This window comes from Bacillus sp. FSL R7-0672 (assembly GCF_038601465.1).
Taxonomy (GTDB): domain Bacteria; phylum Bacillota; class Bacilli; order Bacillales; family Bacillaceae; genus Bacillus; species Bacillus pumilus.
Map to the genome: position 1 here is coordinate 2,028,751 of NZ_CP152010.1, position 23,581 is coordinate 2,052,331.

Consider the following 23,581-nt stretch of genomic DNA (forward strand, 5'->3'; position numbering starts at 1 on the left):
GTCTTGTCACTCATATATTATGATGAAAAGCAGAAGATGTGCCTAAAGCAACCATAAGAAAAACGCAGCGATGTCTTCAGCTGCGCTTGTTGATTTCTTCTATTAAAAGGTTCAGGGTGTAAATCACTGACTCAACTAAATTTTTCACACGGGGTGCATGCTGTTTGCCAAAATAAGATTGCAGGACAACCTCTTTCCCATTTTCTTTGACGGCTTCAAGCTGTTCTTCGTGTAAATATCTAGGTTTCGCCAGATGAATAAACGAGATCGCAGCAGTGAGCCACTCTTCCATTTTCTGATCAAATGTCTCAACGGCCGGCTGAATTTCTGTGTGAAAATCATATACGGGGTATTCCTCTTCAGCCTTTCCCTTTTGGTACTGCTCATACGCCTCTTCGATCCATATTCTCAGCTCTTGTGTATGTTCAAGTAATGTTTGATTATCCAAAGTGTTCACCTCTATGAACCATCCTATCAAACGTTTACTTATTGCTCAAATAGAAAGCTACCCTGCGTGGTATGCCGGTCTTGCCGCCAGTTGATACTCAGCTGCGTGAATCTTCACTTCACAGTCCTTTACTTCTGATTCAAGCCGGTCTATCATTTGTTCTTGCTCCTCTATGGCTGCACGTGTTGTTTCGTTCACAGCAAGAGACAGCTCTTCTTCCACCGCATCAATTTTTCGCTCGATTTCCTCTAATAACTGCAAAATGGATTCTTTTGATACAAATTCGCTCATCATCAGATTCCTCCTTTATCGTCTCTCGTTACATTCTCTTTTCTTTCACACCCTCCTTCACACATGACAAAACTAGAAGCAAATCGCCAATCTAAGTGTAGATGAGCGCTATTTCTTCCTTTTCGACATCTGCTTGTCCTTCTTTGTATGATTGCGTCCGATTGTGTAAATTCTAAGGACAAAGGAGGTAGATTTCATGAAAAAGCAGCCAGCACCAAAAGAGCAAAAGCCAAAAGGGAAAGAAAACAGTACAGATCAGCTTGATAAAAAGCTCGGCGGTCCTAATCGACCATCCACGTAAAAAAAGCAGGTACCCCCTGCTTTTTATTTATGCAAAAAATAGTGCTCTAATGAGAAAAGAAAACGAAGCTGTCTTTTTTTATGAAAATACCAGTTGGTCAGCTCAATTTGTTTTGGCAACGTCTCTGCATCAAACAAAGATGGGCTCAATTTCTTTTGAAACCAATCTTCTCTTTGATCGTCTAATGAATGTGTCATCACTGGATAAACAGTTCGAAGAAAAGGTGTTGACCTTCTAGCGATCCCTAAAAACGGCTCAAAATCAAACCGTGATCCGGTATGCGGAACAGTATGCAAAAAATGATAAAAATCCGAAAATAAATCGGCCCGAAATAATAGTTTCGCTAGTTTTTTCCCTAATGAAATACGCTCCTTTACGTGGGAAAACTTCCGTATGGTTAACCCGTACAAATGCCCGTCCACCGTTGGAAAAACAACGGTTTGAAAATGTCCCCACTCGCTAAACAGATATTGAATCGAGTGAAAAACATTCTTTTTCAGAAGAGGATTTTGTATAATAGGAGATTGTATAGTATATTGTTCATTTATGATGAGTGCATAAAGAAGGCGCTCTCTGTCACGCTTTAGCCAAAAACGTTCCCACTCAGTGCTCATAAAACGAGATACAGAAAAATACGGAAGCAGATGGAACAAGGGTTTGCCGCACCGCTTAGACCATTCATACAAAAGAAGCTGAGGGTAAGCATCCGAAAATATCAGCCAATTCGCTCTTTCATATGCTGTGAAAAAAAGGTGCCCCTGCTGATCTGTTAAACCTGGATGGAAGAGCTCGCCCTTTAAATCCGTCATAGACCATCCAGCATTTCTCGAGACAAAGGAAGCAAGCAGCGACCATTTCATCTCTGGATGACGGTCATAAAAGCGCTTATAAGCATTTGTCCTCGTCAGGTTGTCTTTATTTTTCACTTTCGTTTCACGCAATATATGCTGAGTGATGATGTGCTCTTCTTGTGACAACATAGGTATCTCTCCAATACAAAATGCATTAAAAGGAGGCTGAAACTTGATGATTCGGTATCCAAACGGAAAATCGTATCAGCCCATTCAACCAATTGGGACAAAAAAAAGAATCAGCGGCGAATCCTCTTATAGTAACCGCGGGATGACGCTTGAGGCTGACTTAAATGAAACCAACCAGTACTATTTGGTCAACGGGATCGCAGTCATTCATAAAAAGCCTACCCCCGTTCAAATTGTGAATGTGGATTATCCAAAAAGAAGCGCTGCTGTGATCAAAGAAGCCTATTTTAAACAATCATCCACAACAGACTATAATGGAGTGTACAAAGGGCGCTATATCGATTTTGAAGCAAAGGAAACCAAAAGCACTACCTCGTTTCCGCTCAAAAATTTTCACGACCATCAAATTGAGCATATGAAACAGGTTGAAAAGCAAGGCGGTATTTGTTTCGTTATTATATCCGCATTTGGCTCCGTTTATTATTTGCCCGCTTCAGATCTCTTTTTCTTCTGGGAGCGGCAGAAGCTAAACGGCCGGAAATCCATTAGTAAAGACGAATTAATGGAAGCCGGCCACTTAATGACACTTGGATATTCGCCAAGAATTGATTATATTAAAGTAGTGGAGACACTTCATTTTTCGGATGAAAGTGAGTAGCAATGACGTTCGAAAAAGGTTTAACACGAAAGGTTGAGATGTGATGTCTGATCAATTTACAAGTCGTGAACAGCGACGTAAAGCAAGTCAAGAAAACAATAAGAAGCAAAAGAACAAAAAAGGCAAAAAGAAAACAGGCCTATTTAAAAAAATATTTTTATCTTTACTCGTGATCGGTCTTCTTTGTGTAGTAGCCGGAATCACAACTTTTGCCGTTTTTGCATCGAGCGCTCCTTCAATTGATGATAGTAAGCTCAAAACACCGTATTCTTCAAAGCTTTATGACATAGACAAGAAAGTGTTTGCAGAAGTCGGTGCGGAAAAAAGAACGTATGTCTCGATTAAAGATATACCCGATGTGGTAAAAGAAGCATTTATCGCAACGGAAGATGCACGTTTTTATAAACACCACGGGATTGACCCAATCCGTATTGGCGGTGCCCTTGTCGCAAACGTCGAGGACGGTTTTGGAGCTGAAGGTGGAAGTACAATTACACAGCAAGTTGTGAAAAACACTCTACTTAACAATCAAAAAACGTTAAAACGTAAAGTACAGGAAGTATGGCTCTCGATTCAACTTGAGCAAAAGTACTCTAAAGATGAAATTTTAGAAATGTATTTAAACCGCATTTTCTTCTCACCTTATGCTTACGGTGTTGGGAAAGCGGCTGAACAATTTTTCGGCGTGACAGATTTAAATAAACTAACGGTTGCACAGGCTGCCACACTTGCAGGTATGCCGCAGAGTCCTTCTGCTTATAACCCAGTGAAAAATCCTGAGGCAGCGGAAAAACGCCGCAATATCGTGTTAGGGCTCATGAAAAAACAAGGCTATATTTCAGAGAAAGACTATGATGTTGCAAAAGCAACCCCTGTCAGCAAAACTGTCATCCCTGCTGATAAATATAAGAAGCAAAACTCAAGTAAGTATTCTGCTTACATTGAAGAAGTCATGGAAGAAGTACAGAAAAAAGCCAAAGTAGATGTATCTACAGATGGATTAAAAATCTATACTTCACTCGATCGAAAAGCACAGGATCACCTAGATGATATTATCAATGGGGATTCAGTTGGATTTACGAAAGGTATGCAGGCAGGTGTTACCTTGCTTGATACGAAAAATGGTGAGATCCGAGCTATTGGCGGTGGACGAGATGTACCAGCCGGCGGCTTTAACTATGCGACTGATGCAAAACGCCAGCCAGGTTCAACAATCAAACCAATTTTAGATTACGGTCCAGTCATTGAAAACAAAAAATGGTCAACGTATCAGCAAATTGATGATGCACCGTATACGTACTCAAACGGTACACCAATTAATAACTTTGACAGAAGACATTTAGGGAAAATGTCGATAAGAAGTGCTTTGGCACAATCACGAAACATCCCTGCCCTAAAAGCTTTCCAAGAAGCTGGGACAGACAATGCCGTTCAATTCGCCAATAATTTAGGTATGGACTTACCGTCTGACATTCCTGAGTCTTACTCAATCGGTGGATTTGACGATGGCGTGTCCTCTCTAAAAATGGCTGGGGCCTTTAGTGCATTCGGTAATAATGGATATTATAACGAACCGCATGCTGTCAAGTCTGTTGAATTTAATGACGGTACAAAGCTGGACCTTACGCCAGATTCCAAAGCGGCTATGAGTGATTACACAGCCTTTATGGTTACAGATATGCTGAAAACTGCTGTCCAATCTGGAACTGGTACACTTGCACAAGTACCGAACGTTCAAGTAGCTGGTAAAACAGGTACAACGAACTTTACACAAGATGATATCAATAAATACAATATTCCTTCTGGCGGTGCGAAAGATTCGTGGTTTGTTGGTTATACGCCGCAATATACAGCAGCCGTTTGGACTGGGATCGGTAACTCCAAAGATGCGGACGGCAAAATGTGGCTCACAGATTATGAACAGCGTGTTGCCAAACTTGTCTTCCAGCGATTAATTTCTCAAATTGATGATGGAAGCGGCTCATTTGAAAAACCAGACAGTGTCGTTGAAGCTACGGTTGAAAAAGGATCAGATCCAGCTAAATTAGCCGGACCAAATACACCTAGTGAGAAGAAGACAACAGAATACTTTGTCAAAGGTACGGTTCCGACAAAAGTGTCTGACACATATGAGAAAAAAGAAGCCGATAAGCCTTCTGACTTAAAAGCGGTGTATGATGAAGAGAAAAAATCCATCACACTGACTTGGGGCTATGATGACGACGCAGATGCTACATTTAATGTAAAACAAGCGGTTGATAACGGCGGCTATAAAGAGATTCAAAACAGTTCTGCTAAAGAAGCCGTCATCTCTGGTGTAAAACCTGGCTCTACTTATAAATTCCAAGTGACAGCCACTGTAGAGGATGTCACAAGTAAAGCAGCTTCTACCTTCCTCACCATCAAGGATGATGAAGATGAGGAAGAAAAAGCAGATGATGAGAACAAAGAAGAAGAAGAACCGCAGCAGCCTGATGACGAGCAGACAGACCAGACTGACGATAACAAAAATCAACCCCCAGGCACTGATGAGCAAAAGCCAGATGATAAAAAAGATCCAGACAAAGATAAGGATCAGGATCAAGGCGGAAATACGGAAAACGGAAATAATGGTTCTGCCGATGATGGCTCAGACAGTACAAATGGGAACGGCAACTCACAAACTGACAATAAAGATAAAAAGAAAGATGATGCGAAAACGAACTCTCAAAACTCAAGTTCGCAATCAACTTCTCCTAATCGAAAAGAAAATGAATAATGAAAAAGCACTTGCCTAGGGACTGACCCCCGTTTTTGAGACAGGGATCAAAACACCTTTATACAGCCAATTGCCGATAGTTTATCGGTGATTGGTTGTTTAGTTTCGTTTGAATACGAATGTTGTTATAATAATAAATGTATTCTTTGACAGTGCGTTCTACGATGCTGGTCGTAGTGCGGTCAATCCTGTTAAGATAGAACGTTTCAGACTTTAGTGAGGAATGAAACGATTCGATGGAGGCATTATCAGCGGGCGTCCCTTTACGGGACATGCTCATGGTAATGCCTTTTATATGAACAGCTTTCTGATACTCGTAAGATGTATACACAGAACCTTGATCGCTATGTAACACGCAATTCTCAGGCAGTGCTGGGAGCTGATTAAGTGTGTTTAAGATAAAGTCTGTGTCCTGCTTATCACCAATCGTAAAAGCAATCACTTCTCCATTATATAAATCCAATATACTGGAAAGGTACAATTGTTTCTGTCCATAAGGCAAATACGTGATGTCCGTTACTAGTTTTTCAAGAGGGCGATCAGACTGAAAGTTCCGATCCAGTATATTACTGGCCACGGCATAGGGCTGCCCATTCTTCTTACGCTTTTTCATTTTAACCCGGCATTGCCACTGGTTTTTCTGCATGATGCGTTGAACAGTTTTATGGTTAATACGCATTCTCCTTTTTAGTATAGCTGTGATTTTTCGATAACCATATCGATATTTGTGCTTTCGGCACAACGTGCCGACCTGTTTCTCTAGTTGTCTTTTAGAATGATTCTGAGTCAGATCCTTTTTCCATCTATAATACGAAGTACGTAAGATGCCTAAATGGACACAGATGTCCTGTACCGTCATCGTTTTGCACAATTCTTCTACCAGTTTGATTGACGTTTCCTTATCAACTTCCTTTCCAATTCGTTGTACTTTTTTAAAACTTCATTCTGTTGACTCAAATAGCGATTTTCTGCCTGCAGTCTCTCTAATTCGGAAGAGTACTCGGGACCCTTTCCATAGGTATATTGTTTTCCAACAGGCTGTTCGAACCGGTGTGTATCCCCAGCTTTATGCCACCTCACCCATGTCTGAACCTGCGTCTTATTCTTGATATTCAATTTCTGCATGATCTCTTTCATAGGTACGCCTGCCAATCTCATTTCTACAGCCTTCTGTTTGACTTCAACCGGATAACTCACTCTTGTCCCCATAGAAAAAACACCTCCATGTTTTATTTCGGATCACAACGATCCATTTTCAAACTTGAAGGTGTTTTTTATTTGTCTCATCTTATGGGGTCAGTTCCCTATATGGCAAGTGCTTTTTTTTAACGGTTTTGTCTAATCTTTTTAAGTGCTTCATATTTTCCATACTGCTTTTTTAGTTCTGTGTATAGCTCGTCCAGTTGAATGAAGCAGTGATATTGAGTCGGTTTTAGCAAAATGAACTCTAAACGTTCTGTCCAATTAATAGGAGCAACAGGAAATATCTCTTTCTTAATATGTTCCCAATCAAGCGTTTGCAGTCTCTCCCCTTTGATCCAGTAAAACATCGCAATCATACTGACAATCCCTTGCAGCATATCATCTTCTTCACACCGGGACTTTCTTGTTTGAAAACGAGGAAGCATTTTTTCTTTTAATTCATTCCACAGTTCGAACATCACAGGAACAAATTCTTCTGTTTTCTGCCATGGAAGTTCATCTGTTAAAGGTTCTGATGATAGATCATATGCGAGTGGATGATCTCTAAGTATGTCTACTCGACCGCCTTTCATCTCTACCTTTTTCCCTTTTAGTTTTTCGACATATGAGGAAAAAACAACTGCCCCGCTCATGCCAGCTTCACCAATCCTTTTTTCAGCCTCTTCTGCCCTTCTCTACACATATCAAGAAGCGGACAAGACTCGCACTGCGGACGTTGCGCCTTGCAGTGATATCTACCAAAAAAGATCAGGCGGTGATGCGTCACAGACCAATCTTCTTCTGGCACTTTTTTCATTAAGGTTTGTTCTACTTCGAGAACAGAATCCTTCCAGCGGCAGATTCCCAGTCGCTTGCTGACACGTTCTACATGTGTATCCACTGCAATTGCCGGCACCCCAAAAGCGACTGAAACGACGACATTTGCTGTTTTCCGGCCCACCCCAGGAAGCTTCACAAGCTCGTCCCGATCCTTTGGTACTTCGCCGCCATATTCTTCAATCAGCATTTTGCTCAACTTTTGAATGTTTTTGGCTTTATTTCGATAAAGGCCAATCGAACGAATATCTTGCTGCAATTCTTCAAGCGGTACACTTAAATAATCTTCTGGTGTTTGATATTTTTGAAATAACGTTTTGGTCACTTTGTTGACAAGCACGTCTGTACACTGCGCAGAGAGTGCTACAGCGATCACAAGTTCAAATGGATTCGAATGAACAAGTTCACACTCAGCCTCTGGAAACATATCTCCTATAATATCTAAACATTCATTGATTTGTTTTTTTGATAACATGACTTCTCCTTTATTGGTTATTGTTCCAGCCAATTATAAAAAGGAACTTGTCGCTTATATGTTGACGTCTCTTCTTTTGAAGGTGGCGTTTTTTGCTGAGAACGGAAATGCTGACTATGCTCTTTTGCTTCTTCCGCTGTTTTCAGCCCTTTCTTTTTCCACTCAAACAGAATTCGGTCGATATAACGGAAATTTAATTTTCCTGATAAAACCGCTTCTCTTAATGCTAGGCGAATCATTTCAGCATCATGATGATCTTGATCCATCCAGATCGAGAGTGTTTCTCCTTCAAGAGGAGAGAGCGGTCTGCCAAATTCATCTTCAAATAAAGCATATAAAGATTTTTCAGCCTGTACGTGAAGTTTTTGACCTTCCTTCGCTTGTTTTGCCTCTAAAAAGTCATACAGCACGCCCCATAAAGGCTCAACTGAGTAACGGTCATGCTGAATACCAGACCCATCTTCAAACGGCTGAATCGAAATAAATCCTTTTTGAATTAAATGCTGAACCATATACGCACACTCTTCAGCTGAAATGGTCATGCCATGGGATAGCTCTTCAAATGTTTGAAAGAACACACCTTGTTCTTCATTCATTTTAATCTTAAGCATCACCATCATTTGTGATTCATTCAGTCCTAACTGCTCATAATGAGCAATCAGCAAATTAGGCAAACTGGTCAAACCCATTTGCTGCATATTAATAAATTGCTGCCTATTCATCGGATACACCTCTTCACTTTAAGTATATCACGTTTTATTTCACGTGCCCCTTCAAAAAACGTTTGAAAAAGCCTCCATATGTTGGAGGCTTTCACGTCTTAAGGATATAAACGGTTTAATAATCTTGGGAAAGGAATGGTTTCACGCACATGCGGCGCTCCACTAATCCAAGCAACTGTACGTTCAAGTCCAAGACCAAAACCTGAATGCGGTACAGAACCATATTGTCTTAATTCTGTGTACCATTTGTATGTTTCTTGATCTAGCCCATGTTCTTTCAATCTTGCTTCAAGCAGCTCTAGATCATGGACACGCTCAGAACCGCCAATGATCTCTCCGTAGCCTTCTGGTGCAATCAAGTCTGCACAAAGAACGACATCATCACGATCTGGTGCAGGCTGCATGTAAAATGGTTTTAATGATGTTGGATAATGAGTGATAAACACCGGTTTATCGTAGCTTTCAGCGATCGCTGTTTCGTGAGGCGCGCCGAAGTCATCTCCCCATTCAATATCGTCAAATCCTTTTTTTTGCAAGAATTTAATTGCTTCATCGTAAGTGATGCGCGGGAATGGTGCTTTGATATTTTCTAATTTTGCTGTATCACGGCCTAGTGTATGCAGTTCCACTTTACAGTTTTCAAGTACACTTTGAACCACATGAGTCACATAATTTTCTTGATACTCAAGGTTTTCATTAAATTCGACAAAAGCCATCTCAGGCTCGATCATCCAAAACTCAATTAAATGACGTTTTGTTTTAGATTTTTCTGCTCTGAATGTTGGTCCGAATGAGAATACTTTTCCGAGTGCCATTGCCGCAGCTTCCATGTAAAGCTGTCCACTTTGAGAAAGGTACGCATCTTCATCAAAATATTTCGTCGCAAACAGCTCCGTTGTGCCCTCAGGTGCACTTCCAGTTAAAATTGGCGGATCTACTTTCACAAAACCTTCTTGATGGAAGAACTCATATGTAGCACGAATGATTTCGTTACGAATTTTCATAATGGCATGCTGCTTTTTAGAACGAAGCCATAAATGACGGTGATCCATTAAGAATTCTGTTCCATGCTCTTTTGGTGTAATCGGGTAGTCAGTTGCTTCGTGAATCACTTCAATGGATTTCACTTGCAATTCAAAACCAAGAGGTGAACGCTCGTCTTTTGTCACTTGTCCTGTCACATAGACAGATGTTTCTTGAGTAACTGATTTCGCAAGCTTAAAGACTTCCTCTTCCACTTCTGCTTTTACTACGACTCCTTGAATAAAGCCTGTCCCGTCACGCAGCTGCAAGAATGCAATTTTACCGCTTGAACGTTTATTGGCAATCCATGCGCCGATGGTTACATCTTCATCGACATGTTTGAACACTTGATTAATCGTTGTTTTCAACATAATTCCCTCCAAAGCCAGAAAGAAACTCACCTTTTCGATAGGTGTGATTCTTTTTTCATACATTTTATTATAACCGTTCTAAATCAGCATGGTCAACGCAAGACAGGAGAAACTATGGTGTTACATTTTTTTCCACGTGTCCTGTCGAGAAGTCGACATAGCTAAAGCTGTATTGATTGTTTTCATTTAAGTACGTCACTTCCCAAAGGAGTACGTCACCTTCTCTTGCTAATTGAACGTCCTTTAGCTTAGAGACCGTGTTCTCCTTTTGAACGGCTTGTACTGCTTGATTTGAGGTAATGCCTTCTTTTGCTTTTTTTTCAATCACTTTTTCTTTTTTGCTGGCAGGTACCCAAACATAGGTTGTTTCGTCTTGTTTGTTTTTCCCTTCAACAATAAATTGTTTTTCTTTTCCGACAAAGGTTTCTACTTGCTCCACTTGTACGATGTTTGCTTGTTTTTTTGCTCGTTCAATCGCCGCCTCATGACCTTGTTCTTTTTGCCCCATGGCAATCTGATAAATCCACGTAAAGCTGATGATGCCAATGAGCAAAACAAGAGCCACAACGGATGAAATGATCCAAACTATTTTTTTCATGTCAAGCTTCCCCTATGTGCGATATATTGTAAATATCGCTTGATTTTGATCTTCTTGATCTAATGCCAATCCAAACATGAGATCTTCTCTTTTTAGCGTTCTGTTCAATAAGTCAACAATTTTATACAGGTCCTCTGAATGCTTAATGTGAACAGTTGAAAGTACCTCTATTTTACTTTCCACTTCTAATTCCTCCTCGGTACGTAAATATTGTTAGTCATACTTTTCGGCGCGGGAACCGATACTATTTTTACAACGGAACACAAAAAGCCGTTACGATAAATTAACTCCAAACCCACACCAGCTAAAGGCCGCTTATGACAGCGGCTTTTCGTTGTTGAGTTTCTCTATATACGCCTCAAGTGATTCTTTTGACATCTCGTGGACCGGCGCATGAGGGAGTGATTCTAAAAATAGCTTTCCATATGACGCGGTTTTCACTCGGCGGTCTAAAATGAGCAATGTCCCTATGTCTTTTTCAGAGCGCAGCAAGCGTCCTGCACCTTGTTTAAAGGTTAACACAGCTTCTGGGAGAGCAACGGCTTTAAACGGGTTCTTTCCCTGTTTTTTAGCGGCATCACATTTTGCTTCAATGAGCGGTGAATCAGGCGGCCGAAACGGGAGACGTGCCATAATGACTGTTGTCAGCTCTGATCCAGGAAAATCGACACCTTCCCAAAAACTACCCGTACCAAGTAAAATCGCATGTTTTGCTAATTTGAACATCTTCGTTAATTTAACAGGGCTACCGCCCGTCAGACCTTGAGCAAAAAGGGCGGCTTGCATCCCTTCTGTTTTCAGTTCATCATATACTGCTTTTAACATCTCATGTGAATTAAATAACACCAATATCTTCGCTTGTTGTTGCTTTTCCATCATCTTAATGTACCGTACTGATTGCTTTACATAGTCGCGCTCATCACGATTCGTAATCGGCGGCATATCAGCTGGTACGATTACCTTGAGCTGTTTTTCAAGTTCAAACGGTGACTCAATCTGTACAAGATGCGGATAAAAATCCTGCAGACCAAATCGTTCTAAGCAATAATCAAAGCGACCATTGATTGTGAGTGTCCCTGATGTGAGGACAACACTTTTTTTGTTCATAAAAAATCGATCCGCTAAAAGCTCTCCAGTATCTAGCGGCTGTGCATGCATAAAGACAGCATTTTTGGCACCCTTTGCATCGATCTCAATCCAAACCGTTTCATCGTTTTTCGGTTCAAAAATGAATCGGTACAGCGTACTGCAAAATGTATGCATAAACGACATCACTTGATCGTATTCCTCTGCTTCAAACGCAAAGTGCTCTGTCAGCTGATCACTTTTTTGAAGAAGCTCGTTTTTTTGCTGTTCATATAGCTTTTCACAAGCAATTAACAAGGAACAAAGCTTACTTGCCGTCTCTTTAATCCGTTTCCACTGCGCATGCTTCGACTGATGACGGACTCTATGAATGAGACGATTGATGTCTGCTTTTGGTTTTGTCCTTTTGACAAAAGAATGAACGGTACTAAAGAAGGCGTCACTTTCCAGTTGAAGCTGATTGAGATACTCATCCATTTCGATAAAGGTGTCCGTCTGTAAGCCGGCACCGTGAAATCTCTTTTTGAGCTTCTTTAACAGACCGCCCTGCATGGAGCCAAGCTGCGTTAATTTCGCATGAAGCTGAATATACGACGCACTATCCCCTAGCGTTTCATTGGCTGTTTTCTCAAATTGGTGAGCCTCGTCAATCACATATACGTCAGCATGCTGAAAGATAGATGATGCTTCCGTTTGTGATAAGAGCAGGCGATGATTCGTTAAAATTAAATCGGCTGTTTTGGCCCTTCTTTTCGCACGCTCATAAAAGCAGTATTCTTTAAAGCGGCGCTTTTTCGATGTAAACGGCATGTGCACACACGAAATTCGGTCTTTTATATTGGCAGCTCCCGACGGTAAATTTAGTTCAGATAAATCACCCGTTTCTGTCACAAGGAGCCACATTAATATTTGCGCCTTCGTTAAGACCACATCATAGTTATCATCTTCCTCATGTAGCACATGCTCAAACTTATCTAAACAAATATAATGCGCCCGACCTTTGAATACACAGGCTGCTGGATCAAATGGAAGCAATTGATTTAAAATCGGCACATCACGCTGAAGCATTTGCTGCTGCAAAAGAATGGAATATGTACTAATAATGACAGGTTTTCCTGATTTCTTTGCTTCTAATGCAGCGGGTATGAGGTATGCGAGCGTTTTTCCAATACCTGGTGCCGCTTCAATTAAAGCATAAGCTCTTTCATGAAACACATCTCTCACTTTATTCATCATCTTGAGCTGGCCTTCTCTTACTTCATAACCTTCCACTGTTTGGGGAAGCTTCTTTTTGATCTCCTCAAACAGTTGTTCATCGTCTTCCCCTACTGAATCTGTCGTATCCTTTTCAGAATTGGTCACATCTTTTACAGCAAAAGAGCCGACTTCTACCAAAGAATCTTCGCGTCTAGCATCACTCGTTTCAAGCTGCTGGATTAAAAGTCCTATATCACTTAAGAGATAAGAGGATAATCTACGCAGCTGCTTTAGCACATTTGGCGGTGTATGTGTTAATTGATGTAGTAAGGTTAAAAATAACATGGCAGTAACTTCCGCATCACTATCCGCCCTGTGCGGGTGGTCATGTGGAAGCATGAGCTCTTCGCTTAATTCAGTGAGCTTATAGCCTTCAAGCTCTGGATAAAGAATTCTAGAAATTTCAACTGTATCAATCGCTAGCACATCCAGCTCATTTTTCCCGCATGCTTTTAGTTCATCATTTAAAAAATTCAAGTCAAAATGAACATTGTGCGCAACAAAATAAGCGCCTTGAATGAGATCATACACCTCTTGGGCAATGTCCTCAAAAAACACTGCATCGTCTACCATATGCTGCTGAATGCCTGTCAGCTGTTCAATAAATCCAGGGATTGCTTTTCCCGGGTTCACATATTTTGAATACCGTTCGACAATTTGTCCATTTTCAATGACCACCGCAGCAATTTGAATGATTTTATCACCCTTTTTAGGTGAATTTCCGGTGGTTTCAATATCAACGACAACAAACCTTTGATCGGCCATAAAATGGACACCTCAATTCCTCGTTCCACTCGAAGTGAAACACGCTCTGGGCAAAAATAGCTGAAACAGAACAGCTCCTTTTCTTAAACTGTTCTGTTTCATTGCAGCATGCGTTATAAAATCGTTCTCGCAGGCTCTTGCCCAATCATTTGTTCAATTTGATTTTCTTTATTTAACACGACCACTTTTGGTGTATGTGTCTTTGCTTCTTCTTCTGAAAGCATCCCATAAGCGATAATAATCACTTCATCCCCCGGCTGAACCAATCTTGCTGCTGCGCCATTTAGACAAATGACACCGCTCTTTCTTTCACCGGGAATAATATATGTTTCAAGCCTCGCGCCATTATGATTATTGACAATCTGTACTTTCTCATTTGCCATCATACCTGCCGCATCAAGTAAATCTTCGTCAATGGTGATGCTTCCTACATAATGTAAGTTTGCTTCTGTTACTGTCGCTTTATGAAGTTTAGAAGTCATAAAGGTTCTATACATGCTTTTCACCGCTTTCAGGAACATGGAATATCACATTATCAATCAGTCTTGCCCGTGAGAATTTCACCGCAATCGCAATGATGACCTGACCTGCTAACTGCTGAAGCGGCTCAAGCTCTGGATAGGAGTAAATCTCAATATAATCAATTTCCCCGCTCGTTTGAAGAATTTCTTCTTCTATCAACTGATAAATGCGACTGATGTCACGTTCACCTTTTTCAACCGCTGACTGTCCTTTTTTTAATGCGCGGTACAAAGCAGGAGCATCTTGTCTTTCTTTATCAGACAAGTACACATTTCTTGAACTTTTCGCTAAACCGTCTTCTTCCCTAACTGTCGGCACTGAGACAAGATGAAGATCAAAGAAGAAATCCTTGATCATCGCATCGATCACAGCGACTTGCTGTGCATCCTTTAGACCAAAGTATACATTTGTTGGTGCTACAAGATGAAATAGCTTTGTAAGCACAGTCACAACACCGTCGAAATGTCCTGGGCGTTTTTTCCCACATAAGACATCAGTCCGCTTTTGAACCGTCATCGTGATCGATGGTTCATTTGGATACATTTCTTTCACATCAGGTGTAAATAAAATATCTACCCCTGCTTCTTCTGCAAGGCGCTGATCTCTTTCCATATCCCTTGGATAGGATTCAAAGTCTTCGTTCGGTCCAAACTGCAAAGGATTGACAAAGATGCTCATTACCACAATGTCATTTTGATCCCTTGCTTCTTTCGCAAGCGTCAGATGTCCTTCATGAAGAAAGCCCATCGTTGGGACAAAGCCGATGGAATGCTGTTTTTCTTGATGCAGCTTGATCAATTCCTTCAACTCGTGAATATGGGTGACAACGTTCATTTTTTGATACCCCCATATAAACCATCAAGGACTTCTTCTTTGATATGAAATGTATGCTTGTCTTCTGGAAATGTGTGTGCTTTTACTTCTTTCGTATATTGAATAAGCGCTTCTTCTAATACAGTATCAATTTGCGCGTATTGTTTCACAAACTTAGGTGTTCTAGACACCCCGTATCCTACCACATCATGGTAAACGAGAACTTGTCCGTCTGCCTCAGCCCCTGCACCAATCCCGATCACAGGAATTTTCAGCATGTCGGTAATTCGTTTTGTCAGTTCACCAGGTACGCATTCAAGCACAAGTGCAATCGCACCAGCTTCCTCACATTTCAAGCTGTCTTCAATCAATTTCTGCGCACTTTCGTGGTCTTTTCCTTGCACTTTATACCCGCCAAGTACTCCAACTGACTGAGGTGTGAGGCCTAAATGACTGACGACAGGAATCCCGCCTCTTGTGAGAGCTTGAATGGATTCAAAAACTCCTTCTCCGCCTTCTAGCTTTAAGGCATCCGTACCGCTTTCTTGCATGATGCGTGCTGCGTTTTTCAATGTTTCTGCTAATGAATAATGGTAAGACATAAATGGCATATCCGTCACAATAAATGTGTCTTTTGCGCCTCTTTTCACTGCTTTTGTGTGATGAATCATGTCATCGATCGTGACTTGTACTGTCGAATCGAGTCCAAGTACAACCATCCCAAGTGAATCACCGACTAAGATCATGTCGACTTCCGCTTTTTCTGCTTGCTTTGCAGATGGATAGTCGTATGCTGTCAGCATTACAATCGGTTCATTTTGTTCTTTCATTTTGAAAAAATCTAGCTTTGTCTTCATTTGTTCCTCCTCATTCTGGAGAGGAAATGGCTTGCCTCACATCACATGTTTTGAACTCTCATGCGCGGCGAATCATCCCTCTGTCCAAGTCCCTTAGGATCAAGGCAGAAATTTATCAAATTTTTGTTTCTAACAGGTACAGCTCTTTTTCAGATACTGTCCACACGAAGTATATCAAAAATGTGCCGGGTGTTCCACTTAAGTTGACTTGATCTCGATGTCTGCGGAGTAGATTTTTTGGATCCCTTCCTCCGTTTCAAGCAATAAAACACCTTCTCCATTGATTCCGAGCGCTTTTCCAGTGTATTGCCCATTGACGGTGCGGGCTACAATATGCTGACCGATCGTCATCGCAAACGATTCCCATAATTGTTTAATGGGCGCAAATCCATGCTTCATATAATCAGCATACCTTTTTTCAAATGTGGACATGATCTGTTGGATGAGCGCAGCACGGTCCACTTTTTCATTCAGTTCCATTCGCAGGCTCGTGGCGACATCCTTTAGTTCATCCGGAAAGTCATCTGCCGTTTGGTTCACATTTATGCCCGGTCCAATAATCACCGCATGAACCTGGTCCGCCTCTGCTTTTAATTCAGTCAAAATGCCAACAACTTTTTTCCCTTTTAACAAAATATCATTTGGCCATTTAATAGAGGGACTGAGTCCTGTTTGCTCTGCAATGGCTTCTGCGATGGCTACAGATGCCAAAAGCGTCATCTGCGGCGCTTTGTGCAGCGGAATTTCAGGGCGTAGAATGAGACTCATCGAAATGCCTGTCCCATTTGGTGAATGCCACGTTCTTTGAAGGCGGCCTTTCCCGTTTGTCTGATGATCACTGACCACGATCGTGCCGTGGGGCGCACCTTCATTTACAAGATCATGGGCAATCAGCTGGGTGGAGGCGACTTCTTTCTGAAAATAAATGTGCCTGCCAAAGCTCTCTGTTTCTAGACCAAACAGAATTTCGTCCTCACTGATTTTGTCCGGTTTACGTAGCAGGCGATATCCCTTTCTTCTGACGGCTTCTACCTCATACCCCTCTTTTCTGAGGTCCTCTATATGCTTCCAGACAGCCGTTCGAGAACAGCCAAGCTCATCACAAATTTGCTGACTCGAGACAAAATCCTGGCTAGATGCTGTAAATAGTTCAATTAATCGTTTTCTAATTGCTGATCGCATGCTGTAAGCCACTCCTCTATGGCTTCTTTTCGGTTTTCTAAATGATTTTGCAGAACGGCTTTTTTCACCAAATCAAGCTCTTCTGCGATCCATTTTCCTGATGTCTTTTGCCGAAAGGCCATTAAATCTTTTCCTGAAACAGCGAGGTCTTGAAGCGTTTTAATCGGCAGTGCATCATAAGAACGCTTCGCTGCCTCCAGCTCGTCAAAGAAAATGCGACGCTCATGTATTAGCTGTGAGATCTTCAAGCTAGATAAGAGCACGTGTTCACCAGCCTCAAACATCTTCTCCGCATTCCAGTCACAATCGACGTATTGACTAATAGCCACAGCGTCTTTCAAAAGCTTTGTTGACAGCTTCCATTCTTTTAAGAAGAGCACAGCCTCCGCTTCATCTAAGCCAAGCAAATGGATGACAGCCCCCCATACTTCTTCCAGTCCATCCAGTAAATAATACGGAAATGACTGAAAGGATTCTTGCAGACAATCCTTTTTGAGACCCGGCAATTCTTCATACAATTTGGTAGAAATGAGCACTTTGATCGCCCGCTCACAATAACGGCCTTTTAAAAGCTTTTCCATTTCAATCTTTTTGCGTTCAACGGATATGTTGGCAAGGAGGTGCTTATCTTTTTCCATTGCTTCAGCCGTTTCTGTAGCGAGATCAAAGCCAAGCTGGCTTAAAAAACGGACCGCTCTCATCATACGAAGCGCATCTTCCTGAAAGCGGCACGCAGGATCTCCTACGGTTTGAATTCGTTTCCGCTCAATATCCTGTTTGCCTCCTACATGGTCAATGATCTCCCCATTTATATCCATGGCCATCGCATTGATCGTTAAATCTCTTCTTAAAAGGTCTTCCTTCAAGGATGTGATAAACGCCACTTCTTTCGGTCTGCGAAAATCTTCATATTCTGATTCAGTTCGAAACGTCGTCACCTCATAACTGATCCCATCATGTAACACAATGACAGTGCCATGCTCTTTGCCAACATCAACTGTTTTTTCAAACAAAGACTCGACCATATCAGGCGTTGCATCGGTTGCTATATCGATATCTCCGATTTCCCTGCCTAAAAGGACATCTCTCACTGCTCCGCCGACAAAGTAAGCCTGATGCCCATGTTCGTGCAGTGTATGTAAAATAGGGATCGCATGTGTGAATGGTTCATTCATGTTCATCATCACCTTCGATCAATTCTAGGTAAAGCTCTTCATATTCACTCACTATTTTTTCAGAAGAGAAATGGGCTTGAACGCTAGACTGGGCCGCCGCTGACGCTTGCTCATGAAGCGCTTTGTCTTTGAGTAACGACACCGCATGTTTTGCTGCCCCGTCTATATCACCGAGCGGGACAAGAAATCCTGTCTCTCCATGTGCAATGACCTCTGGTATTCCGCCAACATCTGTTGCAATACAAGGGACACCGCAGGCCATTGCTTCAAGAAGTACAAGCCCAAAGCTCTCCTTCTCAGAAAGCAGCAGCTTCAAATCACTAATTGAATAAAGCTCCTCTACCTTCTCTTGCTTTCCTAAAAACAACACACGATCAGTTAGTTCCAGCTTTTTCACAAGATCGCATACGACAGACTTTTCAGGACCATCACCAATCAGCAGCAGCTTTGCATGCACCTGGTCAGAAATCTTTTTAAAGACATGAATCACGTCATGCACCCGCTTTACCTTTCGGAAGTTCGATACATGGATGATGACCTTTTCGTCCTGCATGAGACCATAATGTTTCTTCAGCACTTCATGATCTTCACGCAAATACACACGCTCATCGACGAAATTATGGATCGTATCAATTTTTTTATCCGGTTTAATCAGATCATACGTCTGTGCAGCTAATGAATGCGACACAGCTGTTACCCGGTCTGATGATTCGATGGCAAACCGAATCACTTCCTTTAAAGATGGATCATAGCCTAAAACCGTAATATCCGTCCCGTGAAGCGTGGTAACGACTTTCACTGTGTGTCCCGTCATTTGCTTCGCTAAGTACGCACAGACGGCGTGAGGCACCGCATAATGCGCGTGAATAATATCAAGCTTCTCTCGTTTTGCGACTTCTGCCAATTTACTTGCTAATGCAAGGTCATAAGGCGGATATTGAAAAACAGCGTATTGATTGACATTCACCTCATGAAAATAAATATTCGGATACACTTTATTGAGCCTAAACGGAATACTTGAGGTAATGAAATGAACATCGTGCCCTTTTTCAGCTAAACGTTTTCCAAGTTCCGTCGCAATAATGCCCGAGCCGCCGACACTTGGATAACAAGTGATTCCGACCTTCAGTTTTTTCATAATTACCCCCCAAGTAAGTCGTCATCGATCAAAAGTGGTTTCTTTGTGATAAACCCTTCTGCATAAGCTTTATTGACTTCCCTTCCATACATAGACTCTCTCATTTTCACAAAATCAATATAGCCGTTCACAAGAGGTGTCTCAACCGAATTCGCCGATTTCACAAATTGGCTTTGATACGCATGTAAGCTATCAATCTTTTGGTGCATTTCCTCAGAAATATCAATCACAAAATCTGGACGATGATGGCCGTTAATCATGTAATAATACATCTGACTTATTTTATGCGCTGGCTGCTTGTATGAATCTTCAAATTTATGTATACCTGCCGAAAAAGCAGCCTCTTCTACAAGTGAGCCCGCATGACCATGATCTGGATGCCGATCTTGGTGATGCGGAGCAAAAATTAGTTTCGGTTTGTATGTACGAATCACGCCCGCAATGTCCTTCATTGCTTCGTCATTTAAATAAAGCCCTCTGTCTGGCAGCGTGAGCTGGATTCTCGTTGACACGCCTAAAATGGCGGCAGCCGCTTTTGCTTCCTCTTTACGGCTCTCTACCGTTCCATTCGAAGATAATTCGGCCTGGGTCAAGTCGCAAATCCCGACACGCGCCCCTTTTTTTACGTATTTTGCAATCGTTCCGCCCATACCGATCTCTACATCATCGCTATGGGCTCCGAATGCAAGGATATCAAGTCGTTTCATTTGTTCCTCCGTTTTTTGCTACATCTCGAAAATCAAACGTACCTTTATTTAAATTCCTGACTAAAATTTCAGCGGTCCCCATATTGGTGGCAAGTGGAATGGTATACACATCGCAAAGCCGAATGAGTGCAGATACATCTGGTTCATGCGGCTGCGCGGTAAGCGGGTCTCTAAAAAAGAGTACAAGGTCCATTGCATTATCAGCAATTAAAGCACCAATCTGCTGATCTCCTCCAAGCGGCCCTGACTGGAAACGATGAATGGGAAGCCCCGTCGCTTCTTTCACTCTCAAACCTGTTGTCCCTGTTGCGTAAAGTGTATGATTTGCCAATATATCACGGTACGCAATGGCAAATTGGATCATGTCACTTTTTTTCTTATCGTGAGCGATTAAAGCAATGTTCATCAGGAATCCACTCCTTATTAGTCGATGATATTTTCTAAACCATAGACGAGCTGATCAATGTGCATAACCTGTTCAACTGAAAGCTTTACACCTGACATAAATGAGGCACGATTATAAGAATCATGACGAATGGTGAGCGTCTGTCCGTCCATCCCAAACAGTACTTCTTGATGTGCGATCATACCCGGAAGTCTTACGCTGTGCAGACGGATACCGTCATAATCTGCGCCTCGTGCACCTTCGATTAATTCTTTTTCTTCTGGATGTCCTTGCTTTTTGCTTTCTCTGACTTCTGCAATCATTTCAGCTGTTTTAAGCCCAGTACCGCTCGGAGCATCTAGTTTTTTATCATGATGAAGCTCAATGATTTCAACGTCAGGAAAGTAATTCGCTGCCATTTTGGCAAACTTCATCATTAAGACCGCACCGACAGCAAAGTTTGGCGCAATAATACAGCCTATGCCCTTTTCTTCTGTTAATTGCTGTAGCTCTTTCAGGTCAGCTTCAGAAAAACCAGTGGTTCCGACGACTGGACGCACGCCATGTTCAAGCGCCTTTTTTGTATGTACTTTCCCGATTTCTGGTGTCGTCAAATCAATTAATACATCAGGTGCTGTCTCTGAAAGACACACATCAATATCTGTATAAATCGGCGCCTCAGATGTCGTATGAATCACATCAGATAATTTTTTTCCTTCGTGCGCGTGATCAAGGGCTGCCACAAGCTCAAAATGGCTCGTTTCTTCTGCCAGCTTCACAGCTTCTATCCCCATTCTTCCTCTTGCTCCAGCGATTACTACTTTGATGGTTTGGTTCGTCATCGTCTCTACTTCCCTTCTTTTTTCGTCCAGCGGTCTTTGTCTCTTGTATTGAATTTATGCATCACACGATCATGTGCTTCCTCTAGTGATATATCTAGTGAATTAGCGAGACATGTTAACACAAACAACACATCGCCAATTTCTTCTTCCATGCTTTTTTCTGTTTCCGTTGTTTTTTTCGGCTTTTCTCCATAGTAATGGTTGACCTCTCTTGCTAGCTCACCTAATTCTTCTGTCAGACGGGCCATCATGGCAAGCGGGCTGAAATAGCCTTCTTTAAATTGTCCTATGTAATCATCTACTTCTTGCTGCACGTGACGCAGCGTTTTTTCATTCGTCATGAAGCTCATCCTCCTATCCATCTCTTACATGTTAGCGAAATCATAAATATTTGACAAATGTTTAAAACTCAGTTTGCTTGTTTCTCTCCCATACCATATAATATTATCGCTGTCTAAGCAAAAAAAGGAGTGGTCTCTTGCTAAAAGAAATTCGTCTTAAAAATATCGTCTTTATTTTAATAGGATCTGCGATTTTTTCTTTCGGTCTTGTTCATTTTAATATGCAGAACAACTTGGCGGAAGGCGGATTTACAGGTATTACACTGCTTTTATATTTTCTATTCCACATTGACCCATCCATTTCAAACCTTGTCTTAAACATTCCGATCTTTTTTATCGGCTGGAAAATGCTCGGCAGAACCATGTTTACTTATACAATTGTAGGGACCGTCAGTCTTTCTGTCTTTCTTGCCATTTTCCAGCGCTTTCAAATACATATGCCTCTCCAGCACGATTTGGCCCTAGCCGCGCTCTTTGCTGGTGTGTTTATCGGAACAGGCCTCGGGATCATCTTTAAGTTCGGCGGTACTACAGGCGGTGTGGACATCATCGCAAGACTCATCAACAAGCATTATCAGGTGGCTATGGGACGAACAATGTTCATCTTCGACGCTTGCGTCATTACGATTTCTCTTACTTATTTAAATTACAAAGAAGCCATGTATACACTCGTCGCAGTATTTGTTGCTGCGAAGGTCATTGACTTCATGCAAGAAGGCGCTTACGCAGCCAAAGGCGCCATGATCATATCTGAAAAAGATGACATCATTCAAAAGAAAATCACAGAGGAAATGGAGCGGGGTGTGACCATTTTAAAAGGGGTCGGTTCCTATACAAAACAGGAACGCAACGTTCTTTATTGCGTCGTCCCGAAAAATGAACTTGTCCATCTCAAAAGCGTCGTGACCTCAGTCGATCCTCATGCGTTTGTATCCGTCAGTGACGTGCATGATGTGCTTGGTGAAGGCTTCACATTAGATGAACACAAAAAGCCGCTCAATCCGCATTAAAAAAAGAAGCCCAAAAATGGTGCTTCTTTTTTTATGATTTCGGATAATCAACTTGTCGCTTTTGCTTCTTCTCTTTTTCAGCGCGGTATTTCCGAAATCCAACATACGTTAACGTTAATAAAATGATGCTTCCTGTTGTTAAAATGACCCATAAAAGCGATGGGTCAGCCTCATCTTGATCAACGTGGGCAAACACACTCGATAAATCTTCTTCAAGCTTCGTGAGGCGCTCAAGCTTTGTCCCACTTGATGCTTTTAAAAATTCACCTTGCTCAATCACTTCCATATGCTGCTTAATCGTTTGCAGCTTTTCAGGCGAAACATCAATGGTTAAACTCGGATAGATCATATCGTATAAAGAAACCAGCTCATTCCAAGTTTCATAAAACGTCGTTGACTCCGGATCCTTCACTTCTTTTTTCAACGTAGGAAAAGACCCCATAATGGGCTTCTCCAGCGAACCCCAAAGAGGCTCAGAGTCTGACTGGATCGCATCGAGCAGCATTCTAAACTGAGAGGCATAACGAAGCTTTTCGCGCTCATTCAATTCTTCCTGCGGCAGCCCTTTTATGATATCTTGATAGCCAACTGTAATTTGCCGAATCTGCGTATTTGTCAGCGTTCCGCGCCAATTCTCAGCTTTAAATGTCTTTTCAACATACAATGCGACCTGTAACGCCTCATCATATTTGGCTTGTCTCGTTAATTGAAAGATTGAATCTGATAGTTCCGTTAATTCTTGCAGCACACTAGCGGCTGTTTCCTCCCCTTTGGCAACAGATGGCTGTAATACGAGAAAAAATAATAGAATCATCGCGATTGGCTTTCGTTTCATGCAAGTCCCTCCTAGCCCTTCT

At 41.8% G+C, this 23,581-nt stretch carries 26 protein-coding genes; 4 read left to right on the forward strand and 22 right to left on the reverse strand.

Going from position 1 to position 23,581, the window contains the following annotated elements:
* Positions 1 to 76 precede the first annotated feature (76 nt).
* Positions 77 to 448, reverse strand: a complete 372-nt coding sequence (locus tag MKY18_RS10070; RefSeq protein WP_044141136.1) for a YppE family protein — start codon at positions 446 to 448, stop codon at positions 77 to 79.
* A gap of 57 nt (positions 449 to 505) precedes the next feature.
* Positions 506 to 739, reverse strand: coding sequence for a DUF5446 family protein (locus MKY18_RS10075; RefSeq protein ID WP_223251159.1), 234 nt, complete (start codon positions 737 to 739; stop codon positions 506 to 508).
* A 196-nt stretch (positions 740 to 935) separates the two neighbouring features.
* Between MKY18_RS10075 and sspM the strand changes: the two genes are divergently transcribed.
* Positions 936 to 1,040 (forward strand): acid-soluble spore protein SspM, encoded by a 105-nt coding sequence (gene sspM / locus MKY18_RS10080; RefSeq protein WP_012010346.1) that lies wholly within the window; start codon positions 936 to 938, stop codon positions 1,038 to 1,040.
* Between the two features lie 23 nt (positions 1,041 to 1,063).
* Here the strand turns inward: sspM and MKY18_RS10085 are convergent, their stop codons facing one another.
* Positions 1,064 to 2,020, reverse strand: a complete 957-nt coding sequence (locus MKY18_RS10085; RefSeq protein ID WP_185108933.1) for a DUF2515 domain-containing protein — start codon at positions 2,018 to 2,020, stop codon at positions 1,064 to 1,066.
* Between the two features lie 46 nt (positions 2,021 to 2,066).
* Here MKY18_RS10085 and recU point away from each other — a divergent pair, with 46 nt between their 5' ends.
* Together recU and MKY18_RS10095 are read left to right on the forward strand one after the other, a co-directional pair.
* A complete protein-coding gene (recU, locus tag MKY18_RS10090) occupies positions 2,067 to 2,678 on the forward strand; it encodes a Holliday junction resolvase RecU (RefSeq protein ID WP_044141132.1) in 612 nt (203 codons plus the stop codon).
* Between the two features lie 43 nt (positions 2,679 to 2,721).
* On the forward strand, positions 2,722 to 5,436 hold the full coding sequence (locus MKY18_RS10095) for a PBP1A family penicillin-binding protein (protein WP_185108935.1): 2,715 nt from the start codon (positions 2,722 to 2,724) through the stop codon (positions 5,434 to 5,436).
* Positions 5,437 to 5,494: 58 nt separating this feature from the next.
* Here the strand turns inward: MKY18_RS10095 and MKY18_RS10100 are convergent.
* From MKY18_RS10100 to MKY18_RS10185, 18 genes are all read right to left on the reverse strand, one after another.
* A protein-coding gene (locus MKY18_RS10100; RefSeq protein ID WP_185108217.1) for an IS3 family transposase occupies positions 5,495 to 6,645 on the reverse strand; the annotation gives its coding sequence in 2 pieces (ribosomal slippage) (positions 5,495 to 6,372 and positions 6,372 to 6,645; 1,152 coding nt in all).
* Positions 6,646 to 6,761: 116 nt separating this feature from the next.
* Positions 6,762 to 7,271 carry a YpoC family protein gene (locus MKY18_RS10105; protein WP_185108500.1) on the reverse strand — a complete coding sequence of 170 codons (510 nt, stop codon included), beginning with the start codon at positions 7,269 to 7,271 and terminating at the stop codon, positions 6,762 to 6,764.
* Positions 7,268 to 7,930 (reverse strand): endonuclease III, encoded by a 663-nt coding sequence (gene nth, locus MKY18_RS10110; RefSeq protein WP_034661035.1) that lies wholly within the window; start codon positions 7,928 to 7,930, stop codon positions 7,268 to 7,270. The genes MKY18_RS10105 and nth overlap by 4 nt, the downstream gene beginning before the upstream one ends.
* 17 nt (positions 7,931 to 7,947) lie before the next feature.
* Positions 7,948 to 8,652, reverse strand: coding sequence for a DnaD domain-containing protein (locus tag MKY18_RS10115; RefSeq protein WP_065098288.1), 705 nt, complete (start codon positions 8,650 to 8,652; stop codon positions 7,948 to 7,950).
* A gap of 98 nt (positions 8,653 to 8,750) precedes the next feature.
* Positions 8,751 to 10,043 carry an asparagine--tRNA ligase gene (gene asnS, locus MKY18_RS10120; protein WP_185108498.1) on the reverse strand — a complete coding sequence of 431 codons (1,293 nt, stop codon included), beginning with the start codon at positions 10,041 to 10,043 and terminating at the stop codon, positions 8,751 to 8,753.
* 115 nt (positions 10,044 to 10,158) lie between these two features.
* Positions 10,159 to 10,644: a cell wall elongation/penicillin-binding protein regulator TseB gene (gene tseB, locus MKY18_RS10125; RefSeq protein ID WP_065098290.1), complete on the reverse strand. Its 486-nt coding sequence runs from the start codon at positions 10,642 to 10,644 to the stop codon at positions 10,159 to 10,161.
* Between the two features lie 12 nt (positions 10,645 to 10,656).
* Positions 10,657 to 10,827 carry a YpmA family protein gene (locus MKY18_RS10130; protein WP_003215469.1) on the reverse strand — a complete coding sequence of 57 codons (171 nt, stop codon included), beginning with the start codon at positions 10,825 to 10,827 and terminating at the stop codon, positions 10,657 to 10,659.
* Positions 10,828 to 10,959: 132 nt separating this feature from the next.
* Entirely contained in the window at positions 10,960 to 13,752 is a 2,793-nt protein-coding gene (gene dinG / locus MKY18_RS10135) for an ATP-dependent DNA helicase DinG (RefSeq protein ID WP_185108496.1), read from the reverse strand.
* A gap of 113 nt (positions 13,753 to 13,865) precedes the next feature.
* On the reverse strand, positions 13,866 to 14,249 hold the full coding sequence (gene panD / locus MKY18_RS10140; protein ID WP_034620444.1) for an aspartate 1-decarboxylase: 384 nt from the start codon (positions 14,247 to 14,249) through the stop codon (positions 13,866 to 13,868).
* On the reverse strand, positions 14,242 to 15,108 hold the full coding sequence (panC, locus tag MKY18_RS10145) for a pantoate--beta-alanine ligase (protein WP_185108494.1): 867 nt from the start codon (positions 15,106 to 15,108) through the stop codon (positions 14,242 to 14,244). The genes panD and panC overlap by 8 nt, the downstream gene beginning before the upstream one ends.
* A complete protein-coding gene (gene panB / locus MKY18_RS10150; RefSeq protein WP_065098293.1) occupies positions 15,105 to 15,944 on the reverse strand; it encodes a 3-methyl-2-oxobutanoate hydroxymethyltransferase in 840 nt (279 codons plus the stop codon). The genes panC and panB overlap by 4 nt, the downstream gene beginning before the upstream one ends.
* A gap of 198 nt (positions 15,945 to 16,142) precedes the next feature.
* Positions 16,143 to 17,126, reverse strand: a complete 984-nt coding sequence (locus MKY18_RS10155) for a biotin--[acetyl-CoA-carboxylase] ligase (RefSeq protein WP_185108492.1) — start codon at positions 17,124 to 17,126, stop codon at positions 16,143 to 16,145.
* Positions 17,099 to 18,301, reverse strand: a complete 1,203-nt coding sequence (locus MKY18_RS10160; RefSeq protein WP_185108490.1) for a CCA tRNA nucleotidyltransferase — start codon at positions 18,299 to 18,301, stop codon at positions 17,099 to 17,101. The genes MKY18_RS10155 and MKY18_RS10160 overlap by 28 nt, the downstream gene beginning before the upstream one ends.
* Positions 18,294 to 19,439 carry an N-acetyl-alpha-D-glucosaminyl L-malate synthase BshA gene (bshA, locus tag MKY18_RS10165; protein ID WP_113767358.1) on the reverse strand — a complete coding sequence of 382 codons (1,146 nt, stop codon included), beginning with the start codon at positions 19,437 to 19,439 and terminating at the stop codon, positions 18,294 to 18,296. The genes MKY18_RS10160 and bshA overlap by 8 nt, the downstream gene beginning before the upstream one ends.
* Before the next feature lie 2 nt (positions 19,440 to 19,441).
* The gene (gene bshB1, locus MKY18_RS10170; protein ID WP_058014827.1) at positions 19,442 to 20,146 is read right to left on the reverse strand and encodes a bacillithiol biosynthesis deacetylase BshB1; all 705 of its coding nucleotides are present in this window, start codon (positions 20,144 to 20,146) and stop codon (positions 19,442 to 19,444) included.
* A complete protein-coding gene (gene mgsA / locus MKY18_RS10175; protein ID WP_050943855.1) occupies positions 20,133 to 20,552 on the reverse strand; it encodes a methylglyoxal synthase in 420 nt (139 codons plus the stop codon). Before mgsA ends, bshB1 begins: the two co-directional genes overlap by 14 nt.
* A gap of 17 nt (positions 20,553 to 20,569) precedes the next feature.
* Positions 20,570 to 21,373: a 4-hydroxy-tetrahydrodipicolinate reductase gene (dapB, locus tag MKY18_RS10180; protein WP_058014826.1), complete on the reverse strand. Its 804-nt coding sequence runs from the start codon at positions 21,371 to 21,373 to the stop codon at positions 20,570 to 20,572.
* A 5-nt stretch (positions 21,374 to 21,378) separates the two neighbouring features.
* A complete protein-coding gene (locus tag MKY18_RS10185; protein ID WP_003215805.1) occupies positions 21,379 to 21,714 on the reverse strand; it encodes a nucleotide pyrophosphohydrolase in 336 nt (111 codons plus the stop codon).
* Positions 21,715 to 21,851: 137 nt separating this feature from the next.
* On the opposite strand from MKY18_RS10185, the gene MKY18_RS10190 reads away from it, so the two are divergent.
* On the forward strand, positions 21,852 to 22,724 hold the full coding sequence (locus MKY18_RS10190) for a YitT family protein (RefSeq protein ID WP_003215598.1): 873 nt from the start codon (positions 21,852 to 21,854) through the stop codon (positions 22,722 to 22,724).
* 31 nt (positions 22,725 to 22,755) lie between these two features.
* Here MKY18_RS10190 and ypjB read toward each other — a convergent pair whose 3' ends face one another.
* Positions 22,756 to 23,559, reverse strand: a complete 804-nt coding sequence (gene ypjB, locus MKY18_RS10195; RefSeq protein WP_106067089.1) for a sporulation protein YpjB — start codon at positions 23,557 to 23,559, stop codon at positions 22,756 to 22,758.
* Positions 23,560 to 23,581 lie beyond the last annotated feature (22 nt).